The sequence below is a fragment of the Epilithonimonas tenax DSM 16811 genome, assembly GCF_000428485.1.
Classification (GTDB): domain Bacteria; phylum Bacteroidota; class Bacteroidia; order Flavobacteriales; family Weeksellaceae; genus Epilithonimonas; species Epilithonimonas tenax.
Window position 1 is genome coordinate 1 of record NZ_AUAA01000016.1, and the last position, 24,590, is coordinate 24,590.

Sequence of the window (24,590 nt, forward strand, 5' to 3'; positions counted from 1 at the left end):
CTAAATACATAATGGCATCCCAAATGGTTCTTAAATCATATTTTCGTTTTCTGTTATTGAAGTTTAAAGTCTTTTTTATAAATTGCCATTGATTGTCAGAAATGTTTGTAGAGTAATTTTTCACCGTAGCTTAATTGATTAGTTACCAACAAGTTACGAAAAATAATCTACATAAACAACTGACAATCAATTTTTTAAATTATTTTTTTACAGATCCACTCCTTACAAATTTTTCTAATTTAATTTTTAAACAGGCTCTAAAAATTATTTATCCTTATGCTAATTTTTCTATATTTGGGCACAAAGATAAAAAATATGGAAACTGCCACAATGGACAACTTAAAAATGATAGCTGAAACGGCAAAAGATTTTGCCGAAAAAAATATTCGCCCCAACATTATGGATTGGGATGAGAGCCAGACTTTCCCAAAAGAACTCTTCCACCAATTGGGAGAATTGGGTTTTATGGGAATCGTAATCCCTGAAGAATATGGCGGTTCGGGTCTTGGTTATCAGGAATATGTAACTATTTTAGATGAAATCTCACAAGTAGATCCGTCCATCGGATTGTCATTGGCTGCTCATAATTCACTATGCACCAATCACATTTACGAATTCGGGAACGAGGAGCAAAGACAAAGATGGATTCCCCAGTTAGCTTCAGGAAAGGTAATCGGCGCGTGGGGACTCACGGAGCATAACACAGGTTCAGATTCTGGCGGAATGTCCACAACAGCTGTCAAAGATGGCGACGATTGGATCATCAGCGGTGCAAAAAACTTTATCACGCACGCCATCTCTGGAGACATTGCAGTGGTCATGACAAGAACTGGAGAAGTGGGTGCAAAAAATAATTCGACAGCTTTTGTTCTGGAAAAAGGAATGGCTGGATTCTCTTCTGGTAAAAAAGAAAACAAACTGGGAATGCGCGCCTCAGAAACTGCAGAACTGATCATGGACAGCGTTCGCGTTCCGGATTCTCACAGATTAGGCGAAGTGGGAAGCGGTTTCAAACAGGCGATGAAAATCCTGGATGGTGGCCGTATTTCTATTGCAGCATTGAGTTTGGGAATCGCAAGAGGCGCTTACAAAGCGGCGCTAAAATATGCTCAAGAGAGACATCAATTCGGAAAAGCTATTTCGGGTTTCCAGGCGGTTAACTTTATGTTGGCTGATATGGCGACAGAAATTGACGCCTCGGAACTACTGATCAGAAGAGCGTCTGACCTTAAAAATGCAAAACAGAAAATGACCCGAGAAGGTGCTATGGCAAAACTATTCGCATCCGAAGCATGCGTTAGAATTTCCAATAATGCATTACAAATCTTCGGAGGTTACGGTTATACCAAAGATTTCCCAGCGGAAAAATTCTACAGAGATTCTAAATTGTGTACGATTGGCGAAGGAACTTCTGAAATCCAAAGATTGGTGATTGGAAGAGACATTACTTCTTAAGTTATTACAAACTTGTTTTAAATTCTATCAAAATTATTCCCCCAACCCTAAAGGGAGTAATTTTGATGGAATTTAAAATTTAGTTTTGCTCCCTTTAGGGTTGGGGCAAACAAAAATCAATTATAAATAAATACTTTTTTTTAAACATACTATAATAATTAAAATATCCAGCCCTTTCAAAATTAATAACTTTGAAAGGGTTTTTAAATTATATCCAATGAATCCAAACATCATTTCATACAATCATAAATTAGAATCTGAAGATGAAAAAATTGCAAATATTCTTTCCGAAGAAATCTGCAAACATCTTCCGCAAGCTGAGAACAACATCTGGCACGCACATCCGGTTTGGTTTCTCGATGGAAATCCGATTGTTGGCTACAGCAAGCAAAAACGAGGAATTAGATTAATGTTCTGGAGCGGAAAATCTTTCAATGAAGAAAAGCTGAATGTGGAAGGTGAGAAATTTCAGGATGCTTCAATTTTTTATAATGATTTGAATGAGATTGATAAAGACGATTTGAAACGTTGGCTGGAAAAATCCAAGGAAATCCAATGGGATTATAAAAATATTGTGAAGAGGAAAGGGGTTTTGGAACGTTTGAAGTAATTTTAATAAATCCTTCGACTCCGCTCAGGATGACAATTCTAATATTAAAAAATTAATCGTAAGCGATGTCAGGCTGAGCGGAGTCGAAGCCTTTTTTCAACTTGATTCTGACTTTTTGAAAACTATAATTACTACTCAAAAAACATTTTAATTTTATAAATGCTGTCTTTAAGGATGGCATTTTTTATATTTGTTAAAATTTTAGAAAATATATGGAAAAGTTAGATAGCCTGAACCAAGTTGCCGAATTTCACAAAACCTTCAACGCCCCAATTCTGGACACACCTCAGATCCCAGCAAAAGAACGTGCTGAGCTGAGAGTTAGCCTTTTACAAGAAGAATTGGACGAACTGAAAAAAGCGATTGAAGACCACGATTTGGTAGAAGTTGCGGATGCACTTTGCGACCTTCAGTACGTTTTGAGCGGTGCTGTTCTGGAGTTTGGATTGGGAGAGCAATTTGTAGAATTGTTCAATGAAGTTCAGCGTTCCAATATGTCCAAAGCTTGTGATAATGAAGTCCAGGCTCAGGAAACGGTAGAGTTCTATAAAGCCAAAGGAACCGATGCTTACTACGAAAAATCTGGCGACAAATACAATGTTCACCGCGTTGCAGACAACAAGGTTTTGAAAAACAAATACTACTCCGCTGCCGATCTGGCTTCACTTTTAAAATAAAAACTCAAGATGAAAAAAATTACAATATTATTTGGTTTGATGTCTTTGATGCTTGTCAGCTCTTGTGCAGAACGCATCATCGTGAACCGTGAAGTAGAATCCAAGAACGACGGCAAAATGCTTTTGGGAACGCAGTCGCTTGACCAATTCCGAAAAGAACCTTACAATACCTGGTTTGATGAAGAATACAACCGCTACCAGATTGACCAGCCAAGTTTGGCAGAATTGAAGAAAGAAAAACTGAACACCTACACATTGGTCGTTTTCGTCGGAAGCTGGTGCGAAGACAGCCACAGAGAATTTCCAAGACTGATCAAGATCCTGGAAACCCTGAAATACAATACTGAGAAAATGCAAATCATCGCCGTTAACCGCAAAAAGGAATCGCCTGCCGGCGAAGAAGGCCTTTACAACATCACCAGAGTGCCTACGGTCATCGTGAAAAAGTACGGTAAAGAAATCGGAAGAATCACAGAAATGCCGGAAACCGGATTTTTGGAGAAGGATTTGCTTAACATTCTGAAAAAAGATAACAACTCAGGTTTGTTTAAATAAAATAGTCTTCGCGAGCTTCAGACTGACAAAACGTATGGTTTTAAATAGGTCACACTCAGCTATTCGAAGTACATTTAATAATTTTAAACATTGCTGACAAATTCAAAATCAATGACAAAATTCACAGGCCTACTTTCTTTTATTTTCGGAATCATTCTTACCGTTTTCGTCTTTCTATCGTGGAGAAGCTGCAACAAAAAAGAAGATGCAGCGCTCATCAATCAGGATTATTACCTCATCACCAATCAAATTCAGAAAATGAATAAGATGGTGGTTTTGGAACAGGATTTCTCCAGTTTCCAGACGCACAAAAGTTCAGCAGCCAATATTGCCGGATTTGATATTCTGCCACGCGAAATGGTCCTTTACACAACGGCAAAAGCTCAGGTTTCCTATGATTTGAAACAAATGAAAATTGATGTTGATACTGTGAATAAAAAAGTCATCATCAAGGAATTGCCTCAGCCAGAAATCAAGATTTTTCCTGATGTGAAAATCCATTTTATGGATGATTACGCAATCAACAGATTCACTCAGAAAGACATTAACGGTGTGATGGACTCTGCCAAGAAAAATATGGCGAAAAGCGTGAATCAAAACCGTTTAAAAGAACAAAGCAAAAAACAATTAAAAGATAATCTGAATGATATATTCGTTTTGGCAAAGGCATTGCATTATTCCATAGAGGATAAGACCAATACTTTTCCCGCCACCGAATTATAAAATCAATCGTTATGGAACCAGATAAAAAACAAGAAAACGCCAACGCTTCCGAACAGCAAAAACAGACAGAAGATTTTCGCGATATGCCCGCTTCTTCCGACAAAAAGAATCCACCAAACATCAGTAAAAAAGACATCGATAAAAGCTTTGAAGTCAACAAAGACGGAAAGACCGACAACACGAAAAAGTAAATGTTCTTTGCGAAAAATTCAACAAGCCTTTCAGTTTATTCTGAAAGGCTTGTTTGTTTGGAAAAATTAACATACATTTAATATAGCGAATCAGGTTCTGTAAAATCCGCTTCGCAAGTGTTCTTTTAATTCCGTCTCATCAAAACATTACAGCTATGTCTTATATTGTTGTAGGGCTTTTTCCCACTCAGCTAGAGGCTGACAAGGTCCTTTTAAAATTGGAAAATGCTGGTTACAATGACTATAATCTTTCTCATTCTCATCTAGAGACTGTGCAAAATGTAGACATTGAGAAGAAAAATGGTTTTTGGAATTGGTTATTTGATGACAATCATATCGACAAAGCCCGTTTTGAATACGCAAGTATCGATCACAACACGATCACCGTCCATCTGCACACAGAGCAGGATGCGCACATCGTGAAAGATATCCTGGACAACAATGGCGCCGTGAATGTAGAAGAAAAGACTCAGGATTATATGACTGAAAACTTTGCCAATCACGAGAATGTTATTTCTGAGAGCAAAAATGCAAAGATCATTGCAAAAGCCAAAAACAATCTGTTTTTCACCAACAACCGAAAACCGCACCACGTTCACGAAAACCGAAAAGCCGAAGAAATAGACGCATTGGTATTTACCAAGTTCAAATAATTTTTGGGCAGCTATTTCCGTCCTCCACTCCCACTCTTTTTTTGCACACGCTTTGTGAATAAGATCGAATTTTGATCCCGCAAAAAAAGGAGTTCCGTTCAGGCCGGGCTGCATCACCCAAGTGCTATAACAAACTTTTAAAATTAACACGATGGAAACCTTTCGGCTGAAACCGGAAGGTTTTTTCTGTACCGAAAAGTTCAACCTGGCGAAGCGCGCCCCGACTTGAACGGAAATCCTTTTTTGCGGCTGGTAAAGCGATGGCAAAAAGATTGGGAGTGGAAGGCGGATCAAGGCGCCCAAATCTTAAATACTGTTAAAATTTTGTCCTACAATAGATTGTGTCATCATTTTTGTTTGGGTAAGGGAAATAAGTTTAACCACCCAAAAAAATAGGATTATGTCTTACACGATTATCGGGATATTCCCAAACGAAACAGAAAGCAGAGATGTCATTACAAAACTGGAAGAAGCTGGATTGTATGAATATTCTCTGGCCAATTCAGAAATCGAAGCTTTGGAAAAAGTGGAAACAGATAAAAAAGAAAGTTTCTTTGACTGGCTTTTTGACAGAGATGCGGTAGAAAAAGACAGATACGAATACGCCAGCATCAACAGCAACACGATCACAGTCTATGCAGAAACAGAAGCAGATGCTAACGCAGCCAAAACAATCCTGGACGAGAATGGCGCCATAGATGTGGAGGAGAAAACAAGAGATTACCTTTCAGAAAAATACCCTTCTACCAATCACGAATATCCAATTTCTGAAACCAAAAAAGCGAGGATCATTGCCAAAGCAAAGAACGACCTCTACTTTACAGCGGACAGAAAAGCGCCTAAAACCAGCACAGAAGGAATGGTAGATGAGATGGATTCTTTAGGAAATAAAGACTAAGCCCACCGTTTTTAATTTAATTTTACATAGGTGATAAGAGCCGAAAATTTTCGGCCCTTATTTTTTATTACACAATGGTCGATTTCCCTAACTGAACATTCTCGTGATTGTAATAAGACCGCTCGGAAAACCGAATATAATCTGCCATAAAATCCCCCACTTCACTTGTGGAATAATGAATATCAGCATTCAGATCTATGGTGACGTAGCGGCTTTCGATGGCATTTTCTACACTTTCTCTCAGTTTGTTGGCCGCCTGATCCAGCTTCAGATAATCCAGCATCATCGCTGCACTTAGGACAGAAGCAATGGGATTGGCAATTCCTTTGCCCTTTGCTTGAGGATACGACCCATGAATAGGTTCGAATAAAGCTTGCCCATCCCCAATTGATGCGGAAGGCAACAAACCGATAGAACCGCCAATCACACTGGCTTCATCAGAAATAATATCGCCGAACATATTTTCTGTAAGGATCACATCAAACTGTTTTGGATTCAGGATCATCTGCATTGCGGCATTATCTACGAACATAAAATCCAAAGCAACATCAGGATATTCCCAAGCAATTTCTTTCACGCTCTTGCGCCAGAGTCTGGAGGTGTCCAACACATTGGCTTTATCTACCAAGGTGAGTTTCTTTTTTCTTTTCTGTGCATCCTGAAACGCCAGATGTGCAATTCTTACAATTTCCTCTTTGGCATATCTGCAGACATCGTAAGCATAATCACCGTTTTCCTCCGTGAATTTCTCTCCGAAATAGATACCGCTGATCAACTCGCGGTAGATCTGAATATCGGTGCCTTGTACAATCTCTTTTTTAAGTGGACTTTTTTTCAGGAGCGAAGGATAGGTTTTGACAGGTCTGATGTTGGCGAACAATCCCAATTCTTTTCTCAGTTTCAATAAACCTTGTTCTGGACGCACTTTCGCATCTGGATTGTTGTCAAATGCCGGGTCACCAATGGCGCCAAACAAGACCGCGTTAGCATTTCTGCACAATTCCAAAGTGGCGTCTGGCAAAGGATTTCCTGTCTGATAGATCGCTTCTGCGCCCATCAAGCCATAATCGAATTGGAAATTGTATTGAAAAGCCTCACCGATGACCTTCAGAATTTTTACACTTTCATGGGTCACTTCCGGACCGATGCCGTCACCCGGCAACACTGCTATTTTATAACTCTTGCTCATATATTTTTTGTGTTTTTTGTTCAAATTTCTGAATGGCTTCTTTTTTACTCGTTAAAAAATCAATATCGTCATAACCGTTTATCAGACATATTTTTTTGTAAGAATCCAGTCCAAAACTTTCTGTTTTATCATGGTACGAAATCGTCTGTTTTTCTACATCCACTGTTACTTGAGTATCAGGATTGTGCGTAATGGTTTCCATTAAATCCTGAAGATAAGCTTCTGAAACTTTCACTGGAAGCAATCCATTATTAAGCGCATTGCCTTTAAAAATATCTGCAAAATAACTGGACACCACCACCTTGAAACCGTAATCCGTCAATGCCCAAGCGGCGTGTTCCCTGCTGCTACCACATCCGAAATTGTTTCCTGCCACCAGAATTTCACCGCAATATTGAGGATGATTCAGAACAAAATCTGGATTTGGTTCATTGGTGTGAACAAGATACCGCCAGTCTCTGAAAAGATTCTCGCCAAAACCTTCTTTGCTGATACTTTTGAGGAAACGCGCCGGAATGATCTGGTCTGTATCTATATTTTTACTCGGCAACGGAACGGCCTGAGATTTTATTAAAACTAATTTTTGCATACTTTAGTTCAATGTTCAAGATTTAAAATTCAATGTTTCAAATTCCATATTATAATTAATTCAAATTATCAAAAGCAGGAATTCGGCCTTCCACAGCCACTTTGGCGGCGGTTAACGGACTTGCTAAAAGCGTTCTTGCACCTTGACCTTGTCGGCCTTCGAAGTTTCTGTTGGACGTGGAAACGCAATATTCACCTTCGGGGATTTTGTCATCATTCATTGCCAGACAGGCAGAACATCCCGGTTGACGGATTTGAAAACCTGCATCATTAAAGACTTTATCCAATCCTTCCTCATAGATTTGTTCGGCTACTTTTTGCGAGCCTGGAACCAGCCAAGCCACAATATTGGCCGCTTTTTGTTTTCCTTTGACATAAGTTGCAGCAGAGCGGAAATCCTCAATCCTTGCATTGGTGCAACTTCCGATGAACACGTAATTTATTTTGATGTCTGAGGCAGATTGTCCTGCACTCAGTCCCATATATTTCAGGGCTTTTTCTTCAGATTCGTTTTGGGTTGTGGGGATTTTAGAATCTATGGAAATTCCCATTCCGGGATTGGTTCCGTAAGTTATCATCGGATGGATATCTTCTGCGGAGAATTCAAATTCTTTGTCAAAAATGGCATCAGAATCGGATTTCAACGTTTTCCAATATTCGACTTTCTCCGTCCATTCATCTCCTTTTGGTGCAAAGGTTTTGTCTTTTACATAGTCAAAAGTAGTTTTGTCCGGCGCCATCATCCCACCACGCGCTCCCATTTCGATGCTCATATTGCAAACCGTCATTCGGCCTTCCATAGACATTTCTTCAAAGATATTGCCTGCATATTCACAGAAATATCCCGTTCCAGAATCCGTTCCGACTTTCGAAATAATATAAAGAATCACGTCTTTCGGCTGAACATCTTTATTGAGTTTCCCGTTTACAGAGACCCGCATCGATTTTGGTTTGTTCATCAACAAACATTGGCTCGCAAAAACCTGCGCCACCTGACTTGTCCCAATTCCAAAAGCAATGGCACCAAATGCGCCGTGCGTAGATGTATGACTGTCACCACAGACAATGCTCATCCCGGGTTGCGTAATTCCCAACTCTGGTGCAATGATGTGGATGATGCCTTGATATTGATGACCAAGTCCGTACAACTCAATGTTATGTTTTTTGCAATTTTCTGTCAATTGCTGCACCTGTGTTCTGGATAATTGATCTCTGATTGGCAATTCCTGTCCCAAAGTTGGAACGTTGTGGTCAGCAGTTGCGACAATTTGATTTGGACGAAAAACTTCCAAACCTCTTGCTTCCAATTCCGCAAAAGCCTGTGGACTGGTGACTTCGTGGATCAAATGTTTGTCTATGTAGATCACTTCCGGTCCATCCGTAATGGTTTCTACCACGTGAGCATCCCAGACTTTATCAAATAATGTTTTGCTTGTGCTCATTTTCTATCCTATTTTTTGGTTGAAGGATCTCATCATAAAACTTAGATCATCATTATTAATTTCTTTTTTGGTGTCGGCAATTTTCAAAAACTCCTGATACAAAAGATCCAACTCTATTTTTGTCACATCAAAACCGATATTCTTGAAACGGTAAGCCAGAGCAGAACGTCCACTTCTTGCGGTCAAAACAATAGAAGATTCATTGATGCCGACTTCTCTCGGGTCTATGATTTCGTAGGTTTCTCTGTTTTTGATGACACCATCTTGGTGAATCCCGGAACTGTGTGCAAAGGCATTAGAACCCACGATTGCTTTGTTCGGCTGAACAGGCATTCCCATCAATTCTGAAACCAGATCACTCATTTCGCTCAGCATTTTGGAATTGATATCCGTGAAAAAATCAAGCTCAGGATGCTGTCTGATGATCATCACCACTTCTTCCAACGCCGTATTTCCGGCACGTTCACCAAGCCCGTTGATGGTGCATTCGATTTGTCTGGCGCCGTTGATAATTCCTGAGATCGAATTGGCGGTTGCCATTCCTAGGTCGTTGTGACAATGGCAAGACAAAATAGCTTTATCTATATCTTTAACGTTTTCTCTCAGGTATTTAATTTTTCTTCCGTATTCTTCCGGCAGACAATAACCCGTTGTATCAGGAATATTAAGAACAGTTGCGCCAGCTTTGATGACTTCTTCACAAACTTTTGCCAGGAAATCATTATCAGTTCTTCCTGCATCTTCCGCATAAAACTCGACGTCATCAACAAAATTCTTTGCGTATTTTACAGCTTCAATCGCTCGTTCCAAAACCTGCTCTCTTGTAGAATTAAATTTGAATCTGATGTGTGAATCAGAAGTTCCAATTCCTGTGTGAATACGTGGTCTTTTTGCATATTTCAAAGCTTCTGCAGCGACTTCAATATCTTTTTTGTTGGCTCTCGTCAGTCCGCAAACTTTCGCATATTTTACGATTTTCGAAATCTCCTGCACAGACTGAAAATCACCTGGACTGGAAATTGGAAAGCCTGCTTCGATAATATCAACGCCAAGAAAATCGAGTTTCTCGGCTATAATAATTTTTTGTTCTGTATTGAGTTTACATCCGGGAACCTGCTCACCATCTCTCAACGTCGTATCAAAAATTTCAATTTTTTCCGGATTCATAATAAAGTTTTTTACCTAATTTTGATATTCAAAAGTAGAATTTGATTGATGATATCTGATTGATACTTTTTAAAAAATACAATATTCAATTCCTTTAAAATAATTGACAACAAATTAGTTATCAATGATTTATATATTTTAAATTTACAATGTCAGAATTACAAAAAGATTTTTTATTTGTTCTCATCAAGTCACTTTCGACCTCAGAAAAGCGACAATTCAAATTGTATGTGAACCGACTGGGCATTAATGTTGACGCCAAATTTCTTTTGCTTTTTTCTGAACTGGACAAAATGAAAGCGTATAACGAGGAGGTGATTCTTGAGAAAAAAATATCGTCGAAACAGCAACTTTCTAATCTCAAAGCGCACCTTTATAAACAAATCCTGATCAGTCTGAGACTGAATCCTAGTCTTCAAAACAGCAGAATCCAATTGCGCGAACAGCTTGATTTTGCAACGATTCTTTATCAAAAAGGTTTATACAAACAAGCTTTGAAAATCCTTGATAAAGCCAAACAATCTGCATTGGATTTAGACGAAAAAAGCATCGCTTCCGAAATCATTGAACTTGAAAAAGTCATTGAATCCCAATTCATTACAAGAAGTATTGATGGACGGGCAGATGAATTAATTCTGCAATCGACTGAAATCAATAAACAAAATAGTTACGCCACGCAACTTTCCAATTTATCTTTGAAATTGTACAGTGAAATGCTGACACATGGTTATATTAAAAATGACGAAGACCGAGATAAAATCCTGGATTTGTTTGATAAGAAAGTCAAAAAAATTGATCTCAACAAACTTAATTTCACAGAGAAACTTTGGTATTTTAAAGCGCACGTCTGGAAAAATCAGCTTTTGCAGGATTACAAATACACCTTGAAATACGCGTATCAATGGGTAGAATTGTTTCACAACAATCCTGAAATGATAAAAAACCATCCGGTCTGGTACATCAAAGGAAATACTTATCTATTCAAAATTTTGTTTCTGTATGGCAACATTAAAAGGATTGAAGAAAGTTTTGAGAAGTTTAGTCGCGTTGTAAAATCGGACACTTTTATTCATAATGAGAATTCGCAATCGTTGATTTTCCTTAATTATTATAACACCAAAATGAATCTTTATTTCATCAAAGGAGATTTTTTCGGTGGCACAAAGATGATTCCCGAACTGGAATTAAAAATGGAAAAACACCGCGACAAGATAGATGAACATCATTTTCTCATCCTTTTCTTGAAAATCGCATCGATGTATTTTGGCAGTAAACAATATCAAAACACCATTAAATACGGTTTGAAAATCATTAATTCAAAAGGAAATATTCAGGAGGATTTGCTTTTCCACACAAGGATTTTGATTCTGATGGCGAAATTTGAAGCTGGTTTTGATGACGATTATGATGACTTTGTGAAAAGCACAATTAAGTTTGTGAAAAAGATGAAAAATCCCGGCGATTTGCATTTTAAAATTGTTGATTTCTTTAAAAAAATCAATGACCAAAATGCCAACGCGCAACTTTCAACTTTCGAGGAATTTGAAAAACATCTTCAGGAATCAGAAAAAAACAGATACGACAAAAGAACGCTCGTCTATATCGACATCCACGGCTGGGTAAAATCGAAAGTCAGAAATGTAGATGTCATCGAGATTATAAAAGAGAAAGTTAAGCTAAAATAAATCCGGTTTTTTCTTTAAAAAATCACTATTTTTGCATCCTAAAAATTTCAGTCATAATGCTAAAAATTACGCTTCCTGATGGCAGCATCAGAGAATATGAAGGAGCAGTTACTCCACTACAAGTTGCACTAAGTATCAGTGACGGTTTGGCAAGAAACACCATTTCTGCCGTCGTAAATGGAAAACAGACAGAAGTAGACACCACGATAACGGAGGATTCTACAGTGCAACTACTGACGTGGAATGACGATATGGGGAAAAAAGCATTCTGGCATTCTTCTGCTCACTTGCTGGCTCAGGCGATTATGGATTTTTATCCGGAAGCCAAGCTGACAATCGGGCCTGCAATCGCAAACGGATTCTATTATGATGTAGATTTCGGAGGAGAGCCTTTGTCTGAAAAAGACTTCGAAAAACTGGAAAAGAAAATCTTAGAGAATGCGAAGAAAAATTCGACTTTCAACCTTCGTGAAGTTTCCAAAGCCGACGCACTGAAAGAATATGCAGACAATCCTTTCAAAACCGAATTGATTGAAAACCTTCCTGATGGCGAAATCACTTTCGTGACGCACGACAACTTCACAGACCTTTGTAGAGGTGGACACATCCCATCAACCGGAATCGTAAAAGCTGTAAAAATATTAAACGCAGCCGGCGCTTACTGGCGAGGTGACGAGAAAAACCCACAGCTAACAAGAGTTTACGGAATCTCTTTTCCTAAACAAAAAGAACTGACAGAATATCTTGAAAGACTGGAGGAAGCCAAAAGAAGAGACCACAGAAAACTCGGGAAAGAATTGGGAATTTTCGCCTTCTCAGAAAAAGTGGGTGCAGGACTTCCACTTTGGTTGCCAAAAGGTGCTGCTCTTAGAAAAAAATTAGAAGAATTCCTTTCCAAAGCTCAGAAAAAACAGGGTTATGAATTCGTGATTTCGCCACATATTGGAGCGAAAGAACTGTATGTCACTTCTGGACATTGGGACAAATATGGCGCAGATAGTTTCCAGCCCATCAAAACGCCTAATGAAGGTGAAGAGTTTTTATTAAAACCAATGAACTGTCCGCACCACTGCGAGATTTACAAGGCACAACAATGGTCTTACAAAGATTTGCCGAAGCGTTATGCGGAATTTGGGACCGTTTACAGATATGAACAATCCGGAGAGTTGCACGGCCTGACGAGAGTTCGTGGCTTTACCCAAGATGATGCGCACCTTTTCTGTACGCCAGACCAGTTGTTGCAGGAATTCGAAAAAGTAATTGACTTGGTATTATATGTTTTCGGATCACTTGGATTTGCTGATTTTACAGCTCAAATCTCGTTAAGAGATAAAGAAAACAGAGACAAATATATCGGTTCCGATGAGAACTGGGAAAAAGCTGAAAACGCCATTGTAACGGCTGCCAAAGCAAAAGGTCTGAAAACGGTAACCGAATATGGTGAAGCGGCTTTCTACGGTCCTAAGCTGGACTTTATGGTAAAAGATGCGTTGGGAAGAAGCTGGCAATTGGGTACCATTCAGGTAGATTACAATTTACCGGAAAGATTCGACCTTTGGTACAACGGAAGCGACAACGAAAAGCACAGACCAGTGATGATTCACAGAGCACCGTTTGGTTCTATGGAACGATTCATTGCGATATTAATTGAGAATACCGCAGGAGATTTTCCACTTTGGCTGAGTCCGGAACAGTTCACAATTTTGCCAATCAGCGAAAAATATTCAGATTATGCAAAAAAAGTTTCAGAATCATTGGAAATTCACGATATTTGCGGATTGATTGACGACAGAAACGAGAAAACGGGTAAGAAAATCCGGGATGCCGAATTGAAAAAGTTACCATTTATGCTTATTGTAGGTGAGAACGAGGAAAATAACGGTACGATTTCTGTAAGAAGAAGAGGCGAAGGTGATTTGGGAGAAATGACGGTAGATGCGTTTATCACCTACTTTAAACAAGAAGCAAAACCAGCATTTGACTTAGGAGCCAACCAATAAGCCAACACTAATTATTAATTTTAAAATTTAAAACCATAGCACTAAAAAGAAACAACAGCAGAGGCCCGATGAGACGTCCAGTCCAAGAAGACCTCCATCAAATTAACGGTAAAATTCGTGCCAACGAGGTACGTCTTGTTGGTGACAACGTAGAACCGGGAGTTTATCCTTTATCAAAAGCTTTAGAAATTGCAAGAGAACAAGAGTTGGATCTTGTGGTGATTTCTGATAAAGCTGAGCCTTATATTTCTCGTATCCTGGATTATAAAAAATTCCTGTACGAGCAAAAGAAGAAAACCAAAGAGCTAAAAGCGAAGCAGGTAAAAGTGGTTGTAAAAGAGATCAGATTTGGGCCTCAGACCGATGACCACGATTATGACTTCAAGAAAAAGCACGCAGAAAAATTCTTAGAAGAAGGTTCTAAACTGAAAACTTATGTTTTCTTCAAAGGACGTTCTATCATCTTTAAAGATCAGGGAGAAATCCTTCTTTTGAAACTTGCCCAGGATCTGGAGCACGTTGGCAAAGTAGATCAGCTTCCTAAGCTTGAAGGAAAAAGAATGATTATGATGATGAGCCCTAAGAAGCCGGCTAAATAACATTGACCAATTCACATTTACATATAAAACCTCGAATTAATTTTTGAGGTTTTTTGGTGTTATGCTCTTATTCATACCATCGTAAAATCAAAACACAAATTTTACCATCTGAGTTTCAGATTTTTTTTGTAATTTTGCAAACTATTATTCTTAGATATATTTAGGAATAACAAAATAGATATTGATAACAAAACATAAAAAGCAAAACAATGCCAAAATTAAAAACGAAATCAGGTGCTAAAAAGCGTTTTGCTCTTACCGGAACCGGAAAGATCAAAAGAAAAGGTGCTTTCAAAAGCCACATCTTGACAAAGAAAGAAACTAAGCAAAAGAGAAATCTAACGCAAACTTCTTACGTTGCAGAAGTGGACAAGAAAAGTGTACTACGTCAATTAGCGTTAAGATAGTTTTTATAAATCTCATTCGGTTTATAGGAATTAAACAATTCAAAAATTAACCCTGAAACGGTGCACCTAAGAGAATTATTATTTAAGTATAAAATTCCGCCCTTTTCAAAAAAACAATTTAAATTATGCCAAGATCAGTAAATTCTGTAGCGTCTAGAGCGCGTAGAAAAAAAGTTTTAAAAAAGGCTAAAGGTTTTTTCGGTAGAAGAAAGAACGTTTGGACTGTAGCAAAAAATGCGGTAGAAAAAGCAATGTCTTATGCTTACCGTGGTAGAAAAGAGAAAAAAAGAAGTTTCAGAAGCCTTTGGGTAATGCGTATCAACGCAGGAGCCAGAGAACACGGATTGACTTACTCTCAGTTTATGGGAGCTCTTAAGAAAAACAACATCGAGCTAAACAGAAAAGTTCTTGCAGATCTTGCAATGAATCATCCAGAAGCTTTCAAAGCTGTTGTAGATCAAGTAAAATAATTACAAATCTTTGTTATCAATATAAAATCCTGAGGAATCCTCAGGATTTTTTTTATTTTTGCTAAAATTATTATTAATGATAAAAAAATACATCCGTTTATTTCTTTTTTTGGCAACTGCTCATTTTACACAAGCTCAAACTTTTATCCAGGCCTATCAGGACAGAGCTAATAAAGTTTCCCAAGTCAACGTTAACACTTATCTTCAGGAGTTCGAAGCTTTGGGTGTCAAAAAAACCGGAACAACTCAAAATACAAACGCTTTCAATTGGATCAGGAACAAATACACATCTTTCGGCTATACCACTGCTCATTTCCAGGAACATGCCTGGACAAGCAGTGGTTTTTCTTCCAAAAATTTTATTGTTACAAAAACAGGAACGCTTTATCCTAATAAATTTGTGATCGTGTGCGGCCATTTCGATTCTATTAATGGACCGGGAACCAATGATAATGGAAGCGGCACCGCCATCATTCTGGAACTGGCTCGTATCCTGAAAGATGTCCCAACAGATTATTCTATCAAGTTCATTCATTTTTCCGGTGAAGAACAAGGACTTCTGGGAAGCTCCAGATATGTTTCGCAAATCGTAAACGGCACCAGTCCGAAAATGGACATCAAAGTCGTCGTGAATCTGGACCAAGTAGGTGGATTGGCCACAAAATCTAATACTAAAATCTATTGTGACAAAGATCTGAGCAATCCAACGTCTAATAACGCTGCTGCGGCATTAGCAGTGCAGGAACTGGCAAACTGCACCACATTATACGCTCCACTGGGTGTAGATTTTGATCCGGCAGAAAGTACAGATTACGTCCCTTTTCAGCAAAATGGTGAAATCATCACTGGATTTTGGGAATATGAAGGCGGCTACAACAATCCTTTTGTCCACACAGCAAATGATCTTTATGTCAATATGGATCCTGTTTATGTATACAAAGTGGGCAAAGCTGCAGTTGGCGCCATCCAGCATTTTTCGGTAGCTTCTACAACGGCTCTGGCAGTAGAAGACATTTCAATTTCAAAAATATTGGAATCTGTAGAATTCTATCCAAATCCGGCGAATAGTATTTTGAATTTAAAAATGATGGATAATGCCTCAAAAACTTTCCTATTTGAAATAACAGACATGAGCGGAAGTCAGATATTGATGACCAAACAGAACACAAACACTATTGACATTTCATATCTAAAACCTGGCGTTTATCTTGGAACTATAACGATGGAACATGAAAAAGTCACTAGAAAAATTATGATTGAGTAAGTAAAACCCTCATACCAAACATAAATCCTGAGAATGATCTTGGGATTTTTTTATTTTCATTAAAGGGGATTGTGATTGTCCTTTATTCATCATACGACTTATTTTCACCACAAGGAACTCGAAGAGAAGGTTTTAATTTTATCAAAATGATTCCCGACCCTAAAAGGCGTAATTTTGACGAAATTTTCAAGGCATTTTTCCAATTGGTTTTTTTGATGGCGTCCACTCTATATTTAAAAAAGAATCAATTAAAAATGATAACACTTTACAAACATCTATAATTCCCGAATTTGACGAAAGGTAAGATTGATCCGCGGTTTCATCTGCTGCCCTGATTTGGCGATCCGATGTTCCCATTGCCTCTGCAGATCACCTTTCATGACAAGCAGTGAGCCGTGCTGGAGCGGCAGACTGTATTTGTTTTGATGATTATCCATTTTCCGGAAATCAAAATTCCTGACTTGCCCAAAACTGACCGACGCGATAACCGGACGGTTTCCCAATTCACTTTCCTTATCCCGATGCCAGGCTACAGAATCGTTCCCGTCTCTATAAAAATTGAGCAATACAGAATTAAATTGATGCCCCGTCAATTTTTGAATTTTAAATTTCAAACCTAAAAGATCCGGCGTCCAAGCATTGACACTGAAGTCGTTGCCTCCCAGATGGTAAGACTTGTCATGATCACCATACCAAGCCGTCAGACGTGGGGTCAAAACTTCTTTATCATATATTTTTTGCGTCCTTTGTTTCCAAGGAACAGTCTCTATCAATTTTTTTTCAAGTCTGGTGGCCTTCTCCTCAGACAAGAAGTGTTCGGTATAATCCAATAGCTCTGTCGGAAATTGGTAATAATCGCCTGCATCGAATAAACTGAGTTGCATATAGGTATTAAATATTTTAAAATTTATTTTAATTTAGAAACTTTGTCATCCAGATCTTGGATATCTTTTCTTAATTCCAGAAACATATCTTTCAAATGGTAATTATCAAAGTTGTCCGGTTCAAAATCCTCAGGAAAAATGCCCGACGCGTATTGCCAGATTTCCACAATATCGCCCAACGGAATTTCATAAGGTTTATAAAAAGAATTGTCTGCAGAAACCTCGATTGATTTTTTCTTTTTGTTTTTAAATCTTTTATAAGAAATCCCATCATTCAGAGTGACGAAAACGTAGCTCCTGTTCACTTTCAAATCCTCAATATCTTCCACATATTTCCCAATGATGAAGGAGCCATCTTTGAAAGGCGGCATAGAATCTCCCTGCGCAGGGAAAGCCCGGTATTTCCCATTGGTAAGAAATGGCAATGAGATCCTCTGCAGACTTTCGATATATTCTGGGTCGCTGTACCCAGACAGATAACCCATAGATGCTTTCTGCGGAATGATTTCTATGCTGTTGTTCCCCAATTGGTCTACCACTACTGGCAGTACGATCCTGTTATCCGGAAGATTCATCATGTCTTCCAAAGGATATTTTCTGATATTCACCGTCAGCAGCAGATCGATGCTGATGTGGAAGAACTTGGATATTTTAATCAATACATCATACGGAGGTTCCGACCGGCCATCCTCGTAAGAAACATAGCGCGATCTTGTAATAATTAATGTATCTGCCAAGTCTTGCTGAGTCGTTATTTTTTTAGCTCTTAAAAACCTGATGTTATCTGAAAAAATTGACATTGTTATAATTTGTAACAACAAAAGTAATCATTTTGTTTGAAAACGTAACTAATTTTGTCACGTGAATCGAGCAATTGTACATATGGATATGGACACCTTTTTTGTGTCCTGCGAGAGACTGAACCATTCAGAACTTGAAGGAATCCCTTTGATCATAGGTGGTGGAGACCGTGGCGTGGTGGCATCCTGCTCGTATGAAGCGCGCAAATTTGGCGTTCGCTCTGCAATGCCGATAAGAATGGCGCTTAGACTTTGCCCGGATGCAAAGGTGATAAGGGGCGATTATGAACTTTATTCCAAATTATCTCATCTGGTGACAGAAGTAATCCAGGAAAAAGTACCATTGATGGAAAAAGCCAGTATTGATGAATTTTATCTTGACTTGTCTGGAATGGACAAATTTTTTGGCTGTTACCAATGGTCCCAGGAAATTGCCGCCTCTGTAACCAAAGAAACCGGACTTCCGATCAGTTTTGCCTTATCGAATAACAAAACCGTTTCAAAAATCGGAACAGGAGAAGCGAAACCAAAAGGAAAACTTCAAATCACCGATACAGAAATACAGCCTTTTCTGAATCCTCTTTCCGTGAAAAAAATCCCCATGGTTGGGGACAAAACCTTTCAGCTTCTTTCCAGAATTGGCATCAGAACGATCCATACACTTTCCGAAATGCCCGTCTTGGTTCTTCAGCAGATGATTGGCGCAAACGGTAAAGAACTTTGGAAAAAAGCGAATGGTATTGATGAAAATCCCGTCGTCCCCTATTCTGAAAAAAAATCAATCTCCACAGAACGGACTTTCGCAACAGACTCTATCGATATCCTAGAAATAAAAAGGCTCATCACGGGAATGGCAGAAAAATTAGCCTACCAACTGAGACAGGAAAAATGGCTGACTTCTACGATCATTATCAAAATCCGATATTCTAATTTCGATACGGAGACCAAACAGCACAAAATAGCTTATACGTCTGCCGATCATACGCTGTCCAGGGTTGCTCTGGAAATTTTCAATAAAGTTTACACGCGAAGAATGCGCATCAGGCTAGTGGGTTTGCGTTTCACCGATCTCGTTCACGGCAATCATCAGATGAATCTTTTTGAAGATACCGAGGAACAGATGAACCTTTACCAAACGATGGATTACCTCAAAAACCGTTTCGGGAAAGACGTACTTGGACGCGCTTCCGGATTTGATTTCGGCAAATAATTTTTTAAAATTTTAATTAAATGTATCTCAACTGTCATTCTTTCCACAGCCTTCGTTATGGTACTTTATCAGTTAAAAATCTGGTAGAGCAAGCTTCTGAATTGGGAATCAAAGCATTGGTTTTGACGGATATCAATACGGTGACTGCGATTTATGATTTTAAAAAAGAATGCGAAAAATGTGACATCAAACCCATTGCCGGTATTGAGGTGAGAAAAGAAAACCAATTGCTTTATCTTGCCATCGCGAAGGAATTCAGCGGAATTGGCGAAGTGAATAAAATTTTAACAGCACATCATTGCGACGGCGTTGAACTTTCTGAAACGGCTCCAACTTACCACCAAGTATTTGTTATTTATCCTATTCAAAATATTCCTGAAACCTTAAGAGAAAATGAATTCATTGGAATCCGTGAAGAGGAACTTAATCTGTTGATCCGATCGGAATTTAAAGATAAAATCCATAAAATGGTGGTTCTGCAACCTGTCACTTTCAGCACGAAAAAGGAATATAATCTTCATAGAATCCTAAGAGCGATTGACGGAAATACCTTGATCTCCAAACTTTCTGAAAATGAGATTTGCAGAAAATCAGAACATTTCCGACCAGAAATTAATTTGATAAAATCGTTTGAGCGTTATCCAGAAATCATTAATAACACCAAAAACATCCTAGCTCTATGTACTTTTGAATTTACATATAAAGAACGAGGAAGTACTGAAAATAAGAACAAAAAATACTTTACAGGCTCTCAGCAAGAAGATATGGCACTTTTGGCGAAGCTTGCCTATTCCGGACTGAAAAAGAAATATTCTACAAGCGACGAAGTGGCAAAAAAAAGAATAGAAACGGAACTGAAAGTGATTGGCGACCTGCAATTTTCTGCCTATTTTCTCATCACTTGGGATATTATCCAGTACAGCAACAGAATGGGTTTTATGCACGTTGGCCGTGGCAGTGGCGCCAACAGTATTGTAAGCTATTGTCTTGGGATCACCGATATTTGTCCCATAGAACTGGATCTTTACTTTGAACGGTTTCTGAATCTTAACAGAACATCTCCACCAGATTTTGATATCGACTGGAGCTGGCAAAACAGAGATGCGATTCTCCAATATATTTTTGACAGATACGGAAAAGACCACGTTGCTTTCTGCGGGACGAATGTGGAATTCAAATACAAATCAATTTTCCGGGAAGTGGGTAAAGCCTTTGGTCTTCCCAAAGAAGAGCTGGACCATTTGGCTGGCAAATCGATGGAAAATCACGACCTAAACTTGATTGTAAAACAGGTTCATAAATACGGAAAGTTGCTGGAGAAATTCCCAAATCAGCGCAGCATGCACTCCTGCGGCATTCTCATTTCTGAAGAACCAATTACCAACTATACCGCTTTGGAAATGCCACCAAAAGGATTTCCCATTGTTCAGTTTGATATGAATGTCGCAGAAGACATCGGGCTGGAAAAATTTGACATTCTTTCTCAGCGAGGACTTGGAACCATCAATGACACAGTGGAATTAATTAAAAAAAACAGAGGTATTGAGGTTGACATCCGGGACACTTCTATTTCCAAAAATGAATCTGTCTGCAATGAATATCTCGCAATTGGCAAAACAATCGGCTGTTTTTATATAGAAAGTCCGGCTATGCGTGGCCTTTTGAGAAGATTAAAATGTGATAATTACAGAATTTTGGTGGCCGCATCATCCATCATCAGACCAGGTGTGGCTCAAAGCGGAATGATGCGCGAGTACATTTTCCGCCACAACCATCCAGATCAGTTTGAATATTTCCATCCAGTGTTTGAGGAAAATCTGAAGGAAACTTACGGCATTATGGTTTATCAGGAAGACGTCATCAAAATAGCACAGTATTTTGGCGGACTTACTTTGGCAGACGGGGACATCTTGCGGCGTGCGATGAGCGGGAAAGAAAGGTCGATTGAAAAATTACAAGAAGTGAAGTTTAATTTTTTTAGCGCTTGTAAAGCGCAAGGACATTCTGATCAAATGACGGCGGAAGCCTACCGCCAGATCGAATCTTTTGCAGGCTATTCTTTCTGTAAAGCGCACTCAGCATCGTATGCAGTGGAAAGTTACCAAAGTCTGTATTTGAAGGTTTATTATCCGTTGGAGTTTATGGTTTCGGTCATCAATAATCAAGGTGGTTTTTACCGGACAGAAGTTTACATTCACGAAGCAAGAATGTCTGGTGCTGATGTCCAAAATCCTTGTGTGAATAACAGTCATCATCAGTCGGTCTTGAAAGGAGAAGCAATCTATCTGGGTTTTATGGTTTTGCAGTCACTCGACAGTAAAATCGCTCAACTTATTTCAGAAGAACGTGACAAAAACGGCGACTATAAATCATTGGACAATTTCATCAAACGTATTCCGATTGGGATAGAGACTATTCAAACGCTTATTTTCATTGGTGCTTTCAGATTTACGGGGAAACCAAAGAATGAACTCTTGGTAGAAGCGAGGTTACTATTAATTAATTTTAAAATTGAGAATAGAAACAACGCCCTTTTTGAAGAATCAACTCATGAGTTCAAACTTCCACCATTAAAAAGAGAGCCGTTTGAAGATGCTTTTGATGAATTAGAAATGATAGGATTTCCTGTTTCCTGCAGTCCGTTCGATTTGTTACAAACCAAATTCCGAGGTCATATTTTTGTGAAAGATTTACTAAAATTATATAAACAGCAAGTGAAAATGCTGGCTTATCTGATTTCCAGAAAACACGTTCCCACCAAGAAAGGAGCGATGTTTTTCGGAACATGGATTGATGTGAACGGTGATTATTTTGATACGGCCCATTTCCCGGACAGTCTGGAAAAATATCCGTTTCAGGGTGGCGGCTGTTATCTTTTGTTGGGAACGGTGGAAGTAGATTATCATTTCCCGACCATCACAATCAATAAAATGGCAAAGATGCCGATGATCCCAGATCCGCGATATGCTTATGACAAAGAAAAGCAATATGATATCCACAAACAGATCAAAGAAGACATCAGTGTGACTTCCCGGCAACCTTATCCGCAGCCCCACGAGATTAATTTGCCAAGACAGAAGTTTAATTAAAACAAAAACGATCGCAAAAGCAATCGTTTTAATTTTTATACTATTTCGGAACTAAGACCTTTATCAAGCAATGCCTGATGCATGGGTTTAAGCTTCTCCAGAGCGCCTGTTTTTACGGTGCATTTTCCTTTGTAATGGATCAGCATTGTGCATTGTTCTGCCTGCTCCAAAGTATGCTCGCAGATTTCTACCAGACACATAATGACGTAATCAAAGGTATTGACATCGTCATTGTGAACGACCAATTTGTAGACTTCATCTTCCTGTTCCAAAACCAATACATCTTCTTCGTACTGGCGTTTTGGCTCGTCATAAGATTTATTATTATAGATTTTCATCTTAATAAAATTTAATTATTCGGTAATCTCATCGGTGATATCTTCCAAAAATGGTTTGTTGTATAAAAGCTCGACCAGTTCTACACTTTTATTCTGCATTTTCAGGATCTTGAAATGGTAATTACCATAATCAAATTCCTGATTCTCCTCCGGAATGTCCTGTAACTCATTCAGGATAAATCCAGCAAGCGTGTTATATTCTCCTTCTTCTGATGGTGGAATATTTTTCGGAAGCTGCTCATTGATCTCGTCCAGAGGCTGAGTTGCTTTTACCCAATAGATATTTTCGCCCACTTTGTCCACGATTTTTTCTTCTTCGTCCTCTTCATCCTGGATCTCTCCTACCAATTCTTCCAGAATATCTTCCAGCGTAATAATCCCTTCCGTTCCACCAAATTCATCAATGACGATTGCCAAGTGCTGTTTCTTCAACTGGAATACTTTTAGAAGGTCTGATATTTTTTTGCTACCAACCACAAAAAATGCTTCTCTCATAAAGTCTCTAAGGCTCTCATGAGTCACTTGTCCTTTGCTTTTGATGTATTCTCTGATAATCTCTTTTGTATAGAAAATCCCAATGATATTGTCTATAGAACCTTCATAAACAGGAATACGGGAATAGCCGCTTTCCATAATCTGGTTGATGATATCTTCCGGATCATCATTGATATCGATAGACGAGATATTCTGCCTCGTGATCATAATCTGTTTGGCATTGTGATCTGTAAAATCAAATGCATTTTTGATAATCTCGTAATTTTCTTCTTCAATTTCTCCGCTGTCTGCAGATTGTTTTACCAATAACTGTAGTTCCTCGGTCGAGTGAATGTCGTGCTCCGAAGCGGGAAATATTTTTACCAATTTCAGGAATGAATTCGATAATGAGTTCATCAACCAGATAAATGGCCGGAAGACATTATAAAAAACATGCAAAGGATAAGCGATGAACAAAGTCGTTGCTTCTGACTTTCTGATCGCAATTGATTTTGGAACCAACTCTCCGAAGACAATGTGCATAATCGTAATCAGTAAGAAACTACAAACCACGGAAATGGTAGTTACTGTAGCTGCTGCCAGTTCTATACTTAAGGAATGGAACGTGGCTTCTATGATGTGGTGCAGAGCGCTCTCTCCTACCCAACCTAAAGCTAGGGAAGCGAGTGTGATCCCCAACTGTGTTGCAGAGAGATAGGCATCAAGGTTTTTGATGATGTTTTCAGCTTTTTTGGCCATTGTGTTTCCCTCCGCGGCTTTCACCTGAATTTGGGAATAACGTACTTTTACTATTGAAAATTCGGCGGCTACGAAAAAGCCATTTAGAAGAACTAAAAATAATGCTATGAGAAGTTTGATTAAACTATCGGGGTCCATTTAATGTTGTTATATACAATCCCTGCAAAGATAGCTATTTTTTTTAACTTGAAAATTAGATCTTAGAAGTGAGATGTTAGAGGTGAGATGTTAGAGGTGAGATAAACCACCCCGTCAAAAATTCCGCGAATTTTTGAATCCCTCCAAGGAAGGGAAATTTTTAAGAACAAAATGCGTTTTGATGTTGAAGCGTGTTTTATGTGGAAGCTGCAGCCCGACTTGAGCGGCAATCCTTTTTTACTTGTACTCAAGTCCAACTTAACGGAAATCTCGAGCAAAAAAGATTGACTCCGTCGAACCACTTCGTTAGGTTTGGGAGCGGAAG

Annotated in this window: 24 protein-coding genes; 16 read left to right on the plus strand and 8 right to left on the minus strand. The window is 38.7% G+C overall.

Annotated features, from left to right (window positions below; all coding sequences use genetic code 11):
* Nucleotides 1–315: 315 nt before the first annotated feature.
* From F564_RS0109455 to F564_RS0109490, 8 genes are all read left to right on the plus strand, one after another.
* Entirely contained in the window at nt 316–1,455 is a 1,140-nt protein-coding gene (locus tag F564_RS0109455) for an acyl-CoA dehydrogenase family protein (protein ID WP_028122431.1), read from the plus strand.
* Nucleotides 1,456–1,672: 217 nt separating this feature from the next.
* A complete protein-coding gene (locus F564_RS0109460) occupies nt 1,673–2,065 on the plus strand; it encodes a DUF1801 domain-containing protein (RefSeq protein ID WP_028122432.1) in 393 nt (130 codons plus the stop codon).
* A gap of 212 nt (nt 2,066–2,277) precedes the next feature.
* On the plus strand, nt 2,278–2,742 hold the full coding sequence (locus F564_RS0109465; RefSeq protein ID WP_028122433.1) for a pyrophosphohydrolase domain-containing protein: 465 nt from the start codon (nt 2,278–2,280) through the stop codon (nt 2,740–2,742).
* Between the two features lie 9 nt (nt 2,743–2,751).
* On the plus strand, nt 2,752–3,297 hold the full coding sequence (locus F564_RS0109470) for a TlpA family protein disulfide reductase (RefSeq protein ID WP_028122434.1): 546 nt from the start codon (nt 2,752–2,754) through the stop codon (nt 3,295–3,297).
* A gap of 111 nt (nt 3,298–3,408) precedes the next feature.
* Nucleotides 3,409–4,020, plus strand: a complete 612-nt coding sequence (locus tag F564_RS0109475) for a DUF4230 domain-containing protein (RefSeq protein WP_028122435.1) — start codon at nt 3,409–3,411, stop codon at nt 4,018–4,020.
* Between the two features lie 11 nt (nt 4,021–4,031).
* Entirely contained in the window at nt 4,032–4,211 is a 180-nt protein-coding gene (locus F564_RS0109480) for a hypothetical protein (protein WP_028122436.1), read from the plus strand.
* A gap of 155 nt (nt 4,212–4,366) precedes the next feature.
* Complete coding sequence (locus F564_RS0109485) at nt 4,367–4,864, plus strand: hypothetical protein (RefSeq protein ID WP_028122437.1); 498 nt, start codon at nt 4,367–4,369, stop codon at nt 4,862–4,864.
* A 400-nt stretch (nt 4,865–5,264) separates the two neighbouring features.
* Nucleotides 5,265–5,762: a hypothetical protein gene (locus F564_RS0109490; RefSeq protein ID WP_028122438.1), complete on the plus strand. Its 498-nt coding sequence runs from the start codon at nt 5,265–5,267 to the stop codon at nt 5,760–5,762.
* A gap of 67 nt (nt 5,763–5,829) precedes the next feature.
* Here the strand turns inward: F564_RS0109490 and leuB are convergent, their stop codons facing one another.
* From leuB to F564_RS19045, 4 genes are read right to left on the minus strand one after another with little or no spacing between them, the layout of a single operon-like run.
* On the minus strand, nt 5,830–6,951 hold the full coding sequence (gene leuB / locus F564_RS0109495; protein ID WP_028122439.1) for a 3-isopropylmalate dehydrogenase: 1,122 nt from the start codon (nt 6,949–6,951) through the stop codon (nt 5,830–5,832).
* Complete coding sequence (gene leuD, locus F564_RS0109500; protein WP_028122440.1) at nt 6,935–7,540, minus strand: 3-isopropylmalate dehydratase small subunit; 606 nt, start codon at nt 7,538–7,540, stop codon at nt 6,935–6,937. The genes leuB and leuD overlap by 17 nt, the downstream gene beginning before the upstream one ends.
* A gap of 55 nt (nt 7,541–7,595) precedes the next feature.
* Entirely contained in the window at nt 7,596–8,981 is a 1,386-nt protein-coding gene (gene leuC, locus F564_RS0109505; protein WP_028122441.1) for a 3-isopropylmalate dehydratase large subunit, read from the minus strand.
* Between the two features lie 3 nt (nt 8,982–8,984).
* A complete protein-coding gene (locus F564_RS19045) occupies nt 8,985–10,148 on the minus strand; it encodes a 2-isopropylmalate synthase (protein ID WP_076605666.1) in 1,164 nt (387 codons plus the stop codon).
* A gap of 149 nt (nt 10,149–10,297) precedes the next feature.
* Here F564_RS19045 and F564_RS0109515 point away from each other — a divergent pair, with 149 nt between their 5' ends.
* The 6 genes from F564_RS0109515 (at nt 10,298) to F564_RS0109545 (ending at nt 16,573) form a co-directional block, all read left to right on the plus strand.
* Nucleotides 10,298–11,833 carry a hypothetical protein gene (locus F564_RS0109515; RefSeq protein WP_028122442.1) on the plus strand — a complete coding sequence of 512 codons (1,536 nt, stop codon included), beginning with the start codon at nt 10,298–10,300 and terminating at the stop codon, nt 11,831–11,833.
* Nucleotides 11,834–11,889: 56 nt separating this feature from the next.
* Nucleotides 11,890–13,833 carry a threonine--tRNA ligase gene (thrS, locus tag F564_RS0109520; RefSeq protein WP_028122443.1) on the plus strand — a complete coding sequence of 648 codons (1,944 nt, stop codon included), beginning with the start codon at nt 11,890–11,892 and terminating at the stop codon, nt 13,831–13,833.
* Between the two features lie 68 nt (nt 13,834–13,901).
* The gene (gene infC, locus F564_RS19050; RefSeq protein ID WP_051259629.1) at nt 13,902–14,432 is read left to right on the plus strand and encodes a translation initiation factor IF-3; all 531 of its coding nucleotides are present in this window, start codon (nt 13,902–13,904) and stop codon (nt 14,430–14,432) included.
* A 209-nt stretch (nt 14,433–14,641) separates the two neighbouring features.
* Nucleotides 14,642–14,839 (plus strand): 50S ribosomal protein L35, encoded by a 198-nt coding sequence (gene rpmI, locus F564_RS0109530; protein ID WP_028122444.1) that lies wholly within the window; start codon nt 14,642–14,644, stop codon nt 14,837–14,839.
* A 125-nt stretch (nt 14,840–14,964) separates the two neighbouring features.
* Nucleotides 14,965–15,309 carry a 50S ribosomal protein L20 gene (rplT, locus tag F564_RS0109535; RefSeq protein WP_028122445.1) on the plus strand — a complete coding sequence of 115 codons (345 nt, stop codon included), beginning with the start codon at nt 14,965–14,967 and terminating at the stop codon, nt 15,307–15,309.
* A 76-nt stretch (nt 15,310–15,385) separates the two neighbouring features.
* Nucleotides 15,386–16,573 carry a M28 family peptidase gene (locus F564_RS0109545; protein WP_154656843.1) on the plus strand — a complete coding sequence of 396 codons (1,188 nt, stop codon included), beginning with the start codon at nt 15,386–15,388 and terminating at the stop codon, nt 16,571–16,573.
* A 275-nt stretch (nt 16,574–16,848) separates the two neighbouring features.
* On the opposite strand, the gene F564_RS0109555 is transcribed toward F564_RS0109545, so the two are convergent.
* Nucleotides 16,849–17,457, minus strand: coding sequence for an alpha-ketoglutarate-dependent dioxygenase AlkB family protein (locus F564_RS0109555; protein WP_034981254.1), 609 nt, complete (start codon nt 17,455–17,457; stop codon nt 16,849–16,851).
* 23 nt (nt 17,458–17,480) lie between these two features.
* Nucleotides 17,481–18,257 carry an XRE family transcriptional regulator gene (locus F564_RS0109560; protein ID WP_028122448.1) on the minus strand — a complete coding sequence of 259 codons (777 nt, stop codon included), beginning with the start codon at nt 18,255–18,257 and terminating at the stop codon, nt 17,481–17,483.
* Nucleotides 18,258–18,318: 61 nt separating this feature from the next.
* On the opposite strand from F564_RS0109560, the gene dinB reads away from it, so the two are divergent.
* Nucleotides 18,319–19,467 (plus strand): DNA polymerase IV, encoded by a 1,149-nt coding sequence (gene dinB / locus F564_RS0109565; RefSeq protein ID WP_028122449.1) that lies wholly within the window; start codon nt 18,319–18,321, stop codon nt 19,465–19,467.
* 20 nt (nt 19,468–19,487) lie between these two features.
* Complete coding sequence (locus F564_RS0109570; protein WP_028122450.1) at nt 19,488–22,556, plus strand: DNA polymerase III subunit alpha; 3,069 nt, start codon at nt 19,488–19,490, stop codon at nt 22,554–22,556.
* A gap of 35 nt (nt 22,557–22,591) precedes the next feature.
* Here the strand turns inward: F564_RS0109570 and F564_RS0109575 are convergent, their stop codons facing one another.
* Together F564_RS0109575 and F564_RS0109580 are read right to left on the minus strand one after the other, a co-directional pair.
* Complete coding sequence (locus tag F564_RS0109575) at nt 22,592–22,894, minus strand: ATP-dependent Clp protease adaptor ClpS (RefSeq protein ID WP_028122451.1); 303 nt, start codon at nt 22,892–22,894, stop codon at nt 22,592–22,594.
* A 15-nt stretch (nt 22,895–22,909) separates the two neighbouring features.
* Nucleotides 22,910–24,265 carry a hemolysin family protein gene (locus tag F564_RS0109580; protein WP_028122452.1) on the minus strand — a complete coding sequence of 452 codons (1,356 nt, stop codon included), beginning with the start codon at nt 24,263–24,265 and terminating at the stop codon, nt 22,910–22,912.
* Nucleotides 24,266–24,590 lie beyond the last annotated feature (325 nt).